At 42.5% G+C, this 11,093-nt stretch carries 12 protein-coding genes and 3 tRNA genes; 5 read left to right on the forward strand and 10 right to left on the reverse strand.

Going from position 1 to position 11,093, the window contains the following annotated elements:
• The first annotated feature begins 158 nt into the window (after positions 1-158).
• Both F7D47_RS11565 and F7D47_RS11570 read left to right on the forward strand, forming a co-directional pair.
• Positions 159-470 (forward strand): nucleotidyltransferase domain-containing protein, encoded by a 312-nt coding sequence (locus F7D47_RS11565; RefSeq protein ID WP_153085381.1) that lies wholly within the window; start codon positions 159-161, stop codon positions 468-470.
• A 48-nt stretch (positions 471-518) separates the two neighbouring features.
• On the forward strand, positions 519-1,076 hold the full coding sequence (locus F7D47_RS11570) for a hypothetical protein (RefSeq protein WP_153085382.1): 558 nt from the start codon (positions 519-521) through the stop codon (positions 1,074-1,076).
• Between the two features lie 94 nt (positions 1,077-1,170).
• Here the strand turns inward: F7D47_RS11570 and F7D47_RS11575 are convergent, their stop codons facing one another.
• Together F7D47_RS11575 and F7D47_RS11580 are read right to left on the reverse strand one after the other, a co-directional pair.
• Positions 1,171-2,277 carry an HNH endonuclease family protein gene (locus F7D47_RS11575; protein WP_228113586.1) on the reverse strand — a complete coding sequence of 369 codons (1,107 nt, stop codon included), beginning with the start codon at positions 2,275-2,277 and terminating at the stop codon, positions 1,171-1,173.
• Positions 2,278-2,288: 11 nt separating this feature from the next.
• Complete coding sequence (locus F7D47_RS11580) at positions 2,289-3,371, reverse strand: adenine-specific methyltransferase EcoRI family protein (protein WP_153085384.1); 1,083 nt, start codon at positions 3,369-3,371, stop codon at positions 2,289-2,291.
• Positions 3,372-4,215: 844 nt separating this feature from the next.
• Here F7D47_RS11580 and F7D47_RS11585 point away from each other — a divergent pair.
• The 3 genes from F7D47_RS11585 (at position 4,216) to F7D47_RS11595 (ending at position 6,592) form a co-directional block, all read left to right on the forward strand.
• A complete protein-coding gene (locus tag F7D47_RS11585; protein ID WP_153085385.1) occupies positions 4,216-4,821 on the forward strand; it encodes an HU family DNA-binding protein in 606 nt (201 codons plus the stop codon).
• 117 nt (positions 4,822-4,938) lie between these two features.
• Positions 4,939-5,784: an N-acetylmuramic acid 6-phosphate etherase gene (locus tag F7D47_RS11590; protein WP_153085386.1), complete on the forward strand. Its 846-nt coding sequence runs from the start codon at positions 4,939-4,941 to the stop codon at positions 5,782-5,784.
• A gap of 70 nt (positions 5,785-5,854) precedes the next feature.
• Positions 5,855-6,592, forward strand: a complete 738-nt coding sequence (locus F7D47_RS11595; RefSeq protein ID WP_153085387.1) for an SDR family NAD(P)-dependent oxidoreductase — start codon at positions 5,855-5,857, stop codon at positions 6,590-6,592.
• Positions 6,593-6,597: 5 nt separating this feature from the next.
• Here F7D47_RS11595 and F7D47_RS11600 read toward each other — a convergent pair whose 3' ends face one another.
• The 8 genes from F7D47_RS11600 to F7D47_RS11635 all read right to left on the reverse strand — a co-directional run bounded on the left by F7D47_RS11600 (position 6,598) and on the right by F7D47_RS11635 (position 10,998).
• Positions 6,598-7,743, reverse strand: a complete 1,146-nt coding sequence (locus tag F7D47_RS11600; protein ID WP_153085388.1) for an esterase-like activity of phytase family protein — start codon at positions 7,741-7,743, stop codon at positions 6,598-6,600.
• Positions 7,730-8,365 carry a 4'-phosphopantetheinyl transferase family protein gene (locus tag F7D47_RS11605; RefSeq protein ID WP_153085389.1) on the reverse strand — a complete coding sequence of 212 codons (636 nt, stop codon included), beginning with the start codon at positions 8,363-8,365 and terminating at the stop codon, positions 7,730-7,732. Before F7D47_RS11605 ends, F7D47_RS11600 begins: the two co-directional genes overlap by 14 nt.
• A gap of 35 nt (positions 8,366-8,400) precedes the next feature.
• A complete protein-coding gene (gene gldE / locus F7D47_RS11610) occupies positions 8,401-9,708 on the reverse strand; it encodes a gliding motility-associated protein GldE (protein ID WP_194252657.1) in 1,308 nt (435 codons plus the stop codon).
• A 61-nt stretch (positions 9,709-9,769) separates the two neighbouring features.
• Positions 9,770-10,117: a single-stranded DNA-binding protein gene (locus F7D47_RS11615; protein ID WP_022120694.1), complete on the reverse strand. Its 348-nt coding sequence runs from the start codon at positions 10,115-10,117 to the stop codon at positions 9,770-9,772.
• A 29-nt stretch (positions 10,118-10,146) separates the two neighbouring features.
• Positions 10,147-10,683: a hypothetical protein gene (locus F7D47_RS11620; protein WP_006849491.1), complete on the reverse strand. Its 537-nt coding sequence runs from the start codon at positions 10,681-10,683 to the stop codon at positions 10,147-10,149.
• A 32-nt stretch (positions 10,684-10,715) separates the two neighbouring features.
• Positions 10,716-10,788 (reverse strand) — tRNA-Gly (locus tag F7D47_RS11625).
• A 20-nt stretch (positions 10,789-10,808) separates the two neighbouring features.
• Positions 10,809-10,892: transfer RNA gene (locus F7D47_RS11630), tRNA-Leu, on the reverse strand.
• A gap of 24 nt (positions 10,893-10,916) precedes the next feature.
• Positions 10,917-10,998 (reverse strand) — tRNA-Leu (locus F7D47_RS11635).
• Between the last annotated feature and the right edge of the window lie 95 nt (positions 10,999-11,093).

The raw sequence follows: 11,093 nt of genomic DNA on the forward strand, positions 1-11,093 counted from the left end.
AAGTGTAATTCTTAAGCCACAGAAATCACCGAGATAAAAAACTCACCAAACGCATATTTTAAGATATTAGATAGATTTTAGCCGAATTTTACTATAATAATTTGGTGATTAGAATGAAAACTCGTATTTTTGCAACACATATATTAATATTGATAGATATGGAGAAGAAACAAATTATAGAAGCAATGCACAATAGATTGCATGAGATTGATCCTCATGCAAAAGCAATCTTGTTTGGTTCCCGCGCTAGAGGTACAGAACATGAAGAAAGTGATTGGGATGTATTGATTCTTCTAGACAAACCAAAAGTTACGCTTCAAGATTACGATAAGTATTCTTATCCATTAAGAGAATTAGGCTGGGATATTGATGAAATCATCAACCCTGTACTCTTCTCCCAAAAAGAATGGGAGGAGAACCATTATACTTTATTCAATCATAATGTAAATAAGGAAGGAATTGCCATATGATAAAGGTGACAACTTTACCTCATTAACACAACATAAAAATACAATATCATGGGATGTTATTTAGCAATCGGGCTGAAGATAAAAACAGCCATTGGAAAGAAAGAAATATCGAAGCATCTTGACGAGATGCCACTCGATGAATTTTTCAAGGAGATAGAAAAAGAGTATCACCTTGAAGACATTTACGTTCGCCAAGAAACAGAGGATTATTATGTTTACACACTTGACGAAAAGTTGTTAGACAAAGAGTTTATCCCTTTCTTGGAGAAGTTCTATCAATTACGTTACCAAGATGGCGGCAACTATGATACGCCAAATGTATTGGAAGAACTAAACAGTATTCCTGACACTCCATCTCGCTTAGCTTTACTAAACAAGAAAAGCTTTCAAACTTATCAAATGGGAAGCGATAATGACTACCATCGTGTAAATGGTAGTTGGAACTACGAAATACCAATCCATAATACTTATGCCATTTTGAGTTTGGATGGCAAGATACTTATGGAATGTTATAACGAAGTATTCAATTTCTTGCGTCGTTGCATCATAGCACAACTGCCAGAGTTCAAGCTATCAAAAGCTTTAAGCATTTGGATTGATGGATAAAATGATATAGCTAACAAAAGAATCCCTCACCATAAGCCTTTGATATTCAACGAAATCAAAGATTTATGGTGAAGGATATTTGTATCAGAGATCGTTACTTACTACCTTTTCTTCGGTTGCATTCTCTGCAAAGCATCTGGCAATTCTTAACCTCTGTTCTTCCACCTTCACGCCAAGGCGTAATATGGTCGCCCTCCATGAATTGGTAATCGAATTCTTTGCCACAAATGGCACACTTATGGTTCTGCTTTTCCCATACGGCAAGCTTTATCTTGTCGGGAAAAGCACGGAGGTCGAGGTAATGCTCATCACCTGTCAAAACATACGGGATGATGCCTTGCTGTTTTTGGATTTCATCATCTCCTACCAAGTCGATGATCAGCTTTTCCATCCCCTTGATATCGAGTACCTTCTCATGATATTCGTCATAGAATTTCGCCCAATCCAAGCCCTTCATGATTTTCTTAAATTTCTTCATGTTGAAGGTATCCATAGCCCAACGCAATACGCTCTGGAAATAAGTCCATAGAGGCATGGCATTGATGTCATGCTGATGTAAGCTCATATAACCAACGGCAGACTGTGGCTTGCCATTGCGAGTTTCATGGTCTGCCATCCACTCCAAGGCCTTCTTGAAAAAGTCTTGGCGAATAGGCGAACCATTTACCAAGTCCTTACCCAAACGATATGCAGCACAATTGGTCTTAGAGAAATGCTTCTTGGCATCGCTCACAAACGGGCCTGCATAGACGGCATTCCTTATTTCTTGCTCATTCAATGGCTTACCGGCGATATTTATAGTCTTGAACCATTCCAACTTCTCCGATTCTTCTCCCTCGCAGACATAAACGGTCAATTTATAGTCGAGAATCTTCTTCCGAATATCTGCTGGTTGATTGAAGAAGTTCTTGAAATCAAAAGAGAACTTTCCTGCCACATACTCACATAGAGACAAAGTACGCTGTTGACCGTCCATCACCTCATATGGGCATTCTGCATCATTGCTTCTTTTTACCCAATACATTATATTGAGGGGATAATTATGCAAGACGGTATTAATAACCGCACATTGCTCTTGCTCACTATAAATGAACTCACGCTGATAAGGTGGACGTATATCCAAGAGGCCATTATATCCTCTTACTCCTTGTTCGTCATTATTAATGTAACCCTTGGTGATTTCGCCAACGGTTATTTTCATTTCTTCTATCTTTAACATGATGCTTGCGGATGTTTGTTACGGATTAATATTCTACTATATTGACGTTTACCATGAACTACTCCACATCCTCCTCTATCTTCAGGATGTATTTCATAACCCATTCTTTCCAATACTTCTTTTGGAGCAGAAGCTCGTGTATTGCCACTTGCTTGCCAAATTATCTCGAATTGATTGGGATTATATTTGTCCAAGAATGTTATAGGAACCCCCATTAATCCAGCATAATCACAAGGAATATCTTGGGTTCTGCCAACATTTATTGCATCATAATTATCATACTTCGGATACTCATCCTCAGAATAACGACAAACCAAATCTAATTCTTCATTGCGTTTAGGAATCTCAAGATTTGTGAACCAATTAACTCCCGACACACGAATCATGTTCTCCTTATGGTCTCCCGCAGAGGCTATATCATCATATGGTGAATAAAAATGCGCAGCCGCACCTTTAAAACCATAGCCAAGCCACACCTCATTATTTCTCAACAAAGGAAACACCTCTTTATAAGTTATGGCATTCTGATGCCCAACAATTACAAACTTCTTCCCATACTCCATCAGCTGCCCAATATACTCACGAAACAAAGAGAACGGCGGATTGGTCACAACAATATCAGCTTCTTTCAATAATTCTATGCATTCCTGCGAGCGGAAATCGCCAGTCTTTAAAATCGCCAATACATTCTTATCATTTTTCAAAAGATATTGTACGTCGGACAAATCGACAGCTCCATCGCCATTCTCATCTTTTACTTCCGTTATCTCCACCTTATAGGCAATCTTCTTTGGTTCGTCATCATCGAAGCCATCGAAATGAATTGCCAGTTCATTACCTGTTACAGGCGAACCATTGTAACAGGTACAGATGAGTTTTTTTAATCCTAACTGATTGAATCGAAGAGCGAAATATTTGAAGAAGTTGCTTTCGTAAGGATCGTCACAGTTGCAGAGCACCACTTTGCCACGGAAGTGCTGCCAATAATGTTGCAACTCTCGTTCTATATCAGAAAGCTGGGTATAGAACTCATCTTTCTTTGCCACCTTAGCGGCATTCAAATTTTTGTTTGCCATAATGCTTGATTGATAGTTATACGATACAATAAGTGCATACAACTATCAATCACGCCAAGACGCAAAAAGGGCGTGATGCTCTTATTGCGTTCAGCTATGAGGCAGCCTCGGAATGGAAACCTCAACCCATCGAATAAGAATACACCACGCCTATGGCGATGATGCATTGCTAATATACGATGAGTTAAGGCATCCCATACCGAATGCCTTATCACAATTATTCCTTGTTACGTTATTTCCAATAAGTTTCCGAGGCTTTTGGCTGAACGCGAAATAATAGCGAATGCTTTTGTTTACCAACGATGTCTTGGAAATGGCAGTAGCCAAATCCATTTGCAAAGATACAACAAATTATTGAAACGAGCGCACCTTTCATCGAAAAACTTCTATTAAACCTTACCTTTTTTCTTCTTTAGATGCCAGCAAACAGCTCTCACAACGCCTAAATACACCTTATTATATCATCACGAAATAAGGAAGGAATTGCAATATGATGAAGGAAGTTACAAATTTTACTGCACAACAACTGTCTTACGCTCGCACAACACGTGTTGTGCGAGCGCATAACAGCTGATATGCAAGCGCACAACAGCTGTTGTGCGACTGACGGAAGTGACTTTCCCGGCAACATATACTTACTGTTCCAACAACTTATCCTACTTCTTCCGACAACTTATAAAGGCTTCTTACGATGCTTATTCCTATTGATAAGCAGTTCTAACCCACATCAATAACACCGTTTATTCGTATCAATCAAACCACTCATCCATATTAGTGCCATTTTTATTTGGTAGTTTAAGAATAAAAGATTACCTTTGTATCGCTAAACAGAAAGAAGAAAACGATGGCTATTAAATATGAAATCCATTATCTTCCCAATGCAGGAGGAAATGAAGAGACTCGCCGATTCGCCCATATCTTTGAGCAAACAGCTATGACTGACAAGGAGATGATCAGCCGAATCGCCAGACATAGCTGTCTGGGAGAAGGAGAAGTTTCGTCCGTACTCATGAAACTGCGTGATATCATAGAAGAAGACCTGCAGGATGGAAAACGTGTCAACATTCCGGAAATAGGTTATCTCTCGCTCTCGGTAGATCTGGATATGGATGACCTGAAACCCGACAATAAAGTGAGAGCTGAATATGTAAGCGTAAGAGGCATCAAGTTTCGCCCCAATGCAGACCTGCTAAAACAGGTGAAATATAATACCCATTTCGAGAAATCACAATATACTTCCCGCTCCTACCCTTTCTCTGAAGATGCATTGAAGGAGAAAATAAGAGAGTATCTGAAGCATAACCGTTCCATTAACAGAAAAGTACTGGAAGCGGAATTTCATATCCGTAAACAGACAGCACTCAACTGGCTGAAGAAACTGGAAAAATCCGGATTTCTGATTAAAGAAGGTTCCCGGAATGCGCCGGTTTATTTCCTGGCAGAAGAATAGGAGCCCATCGGATGATAGGTCTCATCATGATAGAACTCTCTAGATGACTGCAAGCCATAGCCTCCGCGACCATCTAGGCTTCATTACATTAAATCTACACCCTAAAGATAAAGTAATATGCCAAATAAAGAAGAAAAGAGAATAACAGAGCAGAGCTCGCTCTACGAGCATCTGGAAAAGATGAGCGTGGAAGAACTCACCGCTCATATCAATGCAGAAAACAAGAAGGTGGCGCTGGCAATAGAACAAGCATTGCCTGCTATCAACCAACTGATTTGCGCCATCGAAGGGCAGCTGAAGAAGGGCGGAAGACTCTTCTATGCCGGTTGCGGAACAGGCGGAAGACTGGCTACGCTTGATACCATCGAAGTGCAGAACACCTATGGTATCGACGGTTCGCAGATACAAGCCATCTTCCCTGGCGGCATCGGCTGCCTTACGCAAACCAGAGAATCAAGAGAAGACGACCTGGAGAATGGATGGCACCAGCTCTGCGACAAGCATATCTCAAAGCATGATTTCGTACTCGGTTTTTCTGCCAGCGGAACAACCCCCTTCGTGCTTTCCATCTTGCAGCATTGCAAGGAGGCAGGTATTCCTACGGGTTGCATCGTCAACAATCCTCATGCTCCCATCGCCCAAGCAGCCGATTATCCCGTAGAAGTCATCACGGGACCGGAATTTGTAACGGGAAGTACCCGCATGAAAGCCGGTTCTTCGCAGAAGATGATTCTAGATATGATCAGTACTTCTCTTCAGATAAGACAAGGACGGGTGGAAGGCAACAAGATGGTGAACGCCAAGCTTATCAATCATAAACTCATCGACCGCGCCTGCCGCATCTTCATGGAACGCAATCCGCAATATACGGATTACGAGAAAGTGAAGCAACTGATACTGAAAGCTGGAAGCGTGAAGAAGGCGGAAGACTTGCTGAAAAGTAAAAGCGATTTAGATGTTTAGATAGAGTTAGACAAAACTTCACCTTATATAAATAGAACCATCAAGACTTCACCTTATATAATAGGACTATATGGCAAAGAAAGCAATTGTAATGGGTGCCACATCGGGCATCGGAATGGAAGTGGCAAAACTGCTTGCTGCAAAAGGATGGCAAGTGGGAATAGCCGGAAGAAGAATTGAAAGATTGCAGGCTCTGACTTCGCAGAGCGGCATTACCTGCTACCAGCAAATAGACGTAACTTCTCCCGATGCTCCTGCCCAACTTCTCGAACTCATCGATAAGTTGGGAGGCATGGACCTCTACTTCCATAGTTCCGGCATTGGCTGGCAGAACAACTCGCTGGATATAGAAAAGGAGTTGAAGACTGTGGAAACCAACGGCTTGGGATTCACAAGAATGGTGGATACGGCATTCAACTGGTTTGCTACTCATCATCAGAGCAATTCAAAAGCCCGCATTGCCTGCATCACTTCCATTGCCGGAACCAAAGGTCTCGGTGCCGCCCCAGCCTACTCTGCCACCAAGCGATTCCAGAACCATTATCTGGAATGCCTGTCGCAGCAGGCACGGATGCGTCATCTCCCCATCGCCATCACAGATATCCGACCAGGCTTCGTAAAGACCGACCTTATCGCAGGCAGCAGCTATCCGCTGCAGCTCAAACCAGAAAATGTGGCGAAACATATCGTAAGTGCCATCGAAAACGGAAAGGAAGTTAAGGTAATAGACTGGAGATATGATATCCTCGTCTTCCTCTGGCGACTCATTCCTAGATGGTTATGGACGAGATTGAAGATTACAACATAACAACTTTATTCCTTTCTGATGACAATCGTCTTGAACCAGTCTTTCAATACTCCAGCATATTGATCCTGCGAATCAGACAGCAGGATGACAACCTGGGAACCATCTTCCAACTTGGGTCCCAGACACATACCTTCGTAATTGGCAAAGGAACGCTTGGAAAGTGACAAGCCGGTTTTCCATTCCGCGAGCAATCTCTTCTTCAAGAAAGGAGTATCTGATGAAAACTTCTCTTTCAAAGCAAACTCCTCAGAATTCAAAGGATTAATCTGATAGAGTTTACACTTGCAGAAAGCCCCAATCTTAATCTTCGGGATAAAGGCCTCACGCTCCAGAACCAGAAGCTGACCATCGGGCAAGGCGCAAAGCTCACTCCCCCCCATCACATAGATATCTGCTTTCTTATGGGTAGAAGGTTGATCCATCTGATAGGCATAGGCTGTCATGTAACGAGAGGCTTTCTTGCTACTCTCTTGCTCGCTACAGTCTTCCTTGTTACGATTTTCCTTTATCTTTCCCCAATTAAGCCTCATCAAACGAAGCTGGTTGGCCAATCCGTTTTGAGGAGTAGCAGGCTGTCCGTCTTTGCAGAGCGTGCTCTCAGAAACCGTCCAGAGATACTGACGGACGGAATCAAAAGCCAGAGACTCAAAATTATAATTTGGATAAAAATCAGAAGAAGGCCATCTGCTCTCCCAAAGGTTCTGCTGATAGCTAATCTTGGGAGCATTAGCCGAAATAGGCAGAACAGGATACTCCTTTAAACGGCAATATCCTTCGCTTGTTATCACCAAGGTAGAATCAGAAGCCTTCACGATGGCTTCGTGGTCAAAGCCTTTCTCCTGCCCCTGCCAAAACTTTCCGTCGTTCAGCGTTCCATCTGTTCTCTCGGTAAACCCAAGGTTCTCTACCTGTTCCAGTTCGCCGGTCTTGGGATTCACCTGAATCCGGAAGTTGAAGTACAGGGCACTATCCGACTTGTCGCTTACCACCGCATAGATATCATCATGCAGATGAGCAATGCCACTGTAGTTGCCCGCAGTCACGGTTTTCGGAAAAGCTTTCTGAGGATTCTCTCTCACTACTTTCCAATCCTGTGCCCCAGCCAGCAAGCTGAATGCCAGGAAGATGGACAGGATATTACAGCGCAGCATAAGTCAATACAAATTCCATGGTTAACTCGAAATCTACATGCGCCATCTTCCTGCTCTTGAGATTCTCCACATCACACGACCAGTCTGCCATCGTATCAAACGGCTTCACCCGCATATCCTCAAACATCAGGTTTTCTTCAGAGAATAACTTGAAGACCGTTTCCTTGGCACACCAATGCACCAGCTTGGCATCCAGATCTTCCGCCTTCTCATCCTTGCGCAGGAATTTGGATGCGATGCGCTCTACCCTATCACTGAAGTATTCGATATCCACCGCCACTTCCTGATTTTTGGAAAGGATAAGCGCAGCATAACCCTTGGTATGCGAAACGCTGATATGATAACCACGGAACAATGGCTTGCCAGCCTCGTTGTGGGTAATGTCACCTGCATGAGAAAGCAAGCCCTTGGAAGCCCCGTTCGTCTTGAGCATCTCATACATTAATGCACGAATGGCAAGAAACTCCAGTTTCCTGCCATCGTTCTTATATTTCTCTTCCACCTGAGAGCGGTAAGCCTGCAGATGAGGATACTGCCCGAACAACTGTTCTACAGTTTCATCCATCTGCCATAAACCAAGACTCACTCCCGGATAAACTTCTCGTATATTGACAACTGCCATATTTTTTATATTCTGATATTGATGAATACTGATGATTACTTAGAAGAATCCTCCACGTTATCTTTCAAAGGATGTACCGTCACCTTAATCTTGCTGATGCGACGCTCCTCTATCTGCATAACCTCGAAAGTATAGTTCTTATAATCTATCTTCTCGTGCATACTTGGGAAATCACCTTTGATTTCCAAGAGCAGACCAGCCAGAGAATCAGCATCACCCTCAACCTCCTCGAACTCTTCGTCATCTACATTCAGGATTTTACAGAAATCAGAAAGAAGCGTTTTACCTTCAAAAACAAAGGTGTTGTAATTTAATTTCGAGTAGAACTTCTCCTCCTCATCGTATTCATCATTGATTTCACCTACAATTTCCTCCAGAATATCTTCGAGAGTAACGATACCCGATGTTCCTCCGAACTCATCTACCACAATGGCGATATGAACCTTGTTGTCCTGGAACTCGCGAAGCAGATCATCTATCTTCTTGGTTTCAGGAACAAAGTAAGGAGGACGAATCAGGCTCTGCCAACGGAAGTTGGAAGACTTCGTAAGATGAGGCAATAAGTCCTTGATATACAGCACACCACGAATATTATCTGTATTATCCTGATAAACAGGAATACGACTGTAATTATTCTCTTCAATGCACTTTAATACTTCTGGATAAGAACTACGGATATCCAGGTCAACAATATTCTGTCGGCTGGTCATCACCTCCTTGGCTGTTTCATCGCCAAAGCGGATGATACCCTTCAGCATGCTCTGCTCGTCCTTGATATCATTCTTATCTGTCAGTTCCAGAGCTTGTTCCAAGTCATCAACACTCAGCACATGATTTTCCTTCTGTATAATCTTTTCTGCAAGAATACCGCTTTTCAGCAAGATAGTTTCTAAAGGCCAGAACAACTTTCTGGCAAACAGAATTCCCCCTACGCACCGGCGACAGAACTTCAGAGAATCCTGGCGGGCATACACTTTCGGCATAATCTCACCAAAAAGCAAAAGCAAGAAAGTAAGAATAACCGTAATAATCAGGAACTGAAGCCAATAAGCTTTAGGACCAAACTCTACGATTCCTGCGAATACATAATTAAGGAGCATGATGATTGTGACATTCACAAAATTATTGGTTATCAAAATGGTAGCCAACGTACGTTCTGAATCATCACGCAACATCTGTATTTTCTTATCGGCATCAGTCTTTTCATCCTCAAGTTCCGCAACATCAGTTGGTGATAAACTGAAAAAAGCAATTTCGGAACCACTGGCAAAAGCAGACATGCCTAACAATATAGCTGCAAGTACAGCAGCTACAATAACCCCGGCGGAAGGCTGCATCAGCATCACATCACCGAAGGCATCAGTTATGGTGGATATATCCAATTTCTGAGCTAAAAATTAATAATTATTGTTCTTTAGTAGCTGGGCGAGTACTCAACATCTCCATATTATCTACATAGATTTCTGTAATATATTGTCTTCTACCCTGCTTGTCATCATAGGAGCGGTAGCGGATTCTTCCTTCCACATAAAGGCGATCACCCTTATGCACATACTTCTCTACTACCTTTGCAAGCCCACGATAAAAAACAAGATTGTGCCAATCTGTATGGTCTGGCACTTGGGTACCATTAGGTAAAGTATATCCTTTCTCTGTTGTTGCAAGAGAAACCTGAGCTACTGCCTGATCTGCTTCAAAATAATGAATGTCAGGATCTTTACCTACATTACCAATTAGCATAACCTTGTTCATGACACGAATCTTTTAAATTTCTGAATATTTTATTTCCACATTCCCAGATAGCGGAAATGGAAATTCTTACCTTTTGCAGATGGGAACTGGCTGCGTGAATCTACACAATCGCGCAGATAATCAACGATGCGATTGTAACAATCCAAACCTGATTCTGCTTTAACATCCGCAACGAAATGAGTATCACGGTACTCAAACTTTCCTGTAGCCGGTACCATCACAACACGCTTGAAATCAAGTGATCCTTCATACCAGCCTGGAGCCTCTTGAGCCAAACTGGCAACAACAGGATTCTCCATTCTCTCTGCAGGAGTAGGAGTACGCAATGCTTTCTTATCCTTAAAATCCTGCATAGTTTGCGCCGTAGTCTTTATCACAATAAAATAAACACGTGGGCGTACCTTATATCTTTTTGGATACGTCAAATCGCTAGCGGCATATTCACGAACATCTGCCTCTAGCTCCGCATCCATCTCAATCTCAGGAATACTCTTTAAAAAACCAATAGCATCATCAACACTAGTAACTAATGTCTCCTGATCAAAATATCTTAAATATAAATTCATAAATGGGTATGTTTCTCGAGTTCAAAAAAAAGAGCGGAAAACGGGACTCGGACCCGCGACCCCAACCTTGGCAAGGTTGTGCTCTACCAACTGAGCTATTTCCGCTTATAAAACAACAATAAAAGTGAAGAGGAGGAGACTCGAACTCCCACGACACAATTGTCACTACCCCCTCAAAGTAGCGCGTCTACCAATTCCGCCACCTCTCCAACACTAAGCTAATTTAAACATTGTGCCCAAGACAGGACTCGAACCTGCACGTTGTGAAACACACGCACCTGAAACGTGCGCGTCTACCAATTCCGCCACTTGGGCCCTAAACTTAAACCTATCTTGGTTTAATACAAAAATGATCGAGCGGAAAACGGGACTCGGACCCGCGACCCCAACCTTGGCAAGGTTGTGCTCTA

The sequence above is a fragment of the Segatella copri genome, from assembly GCF_009494835.1.
In the GTDB taxonomy this organism is placed as follows: Bacteria; Bacteroidota; Bacteroidia; order Bacteroidales; family Bacteroidaceae; genus Prevotella; species Prevotella copri_F.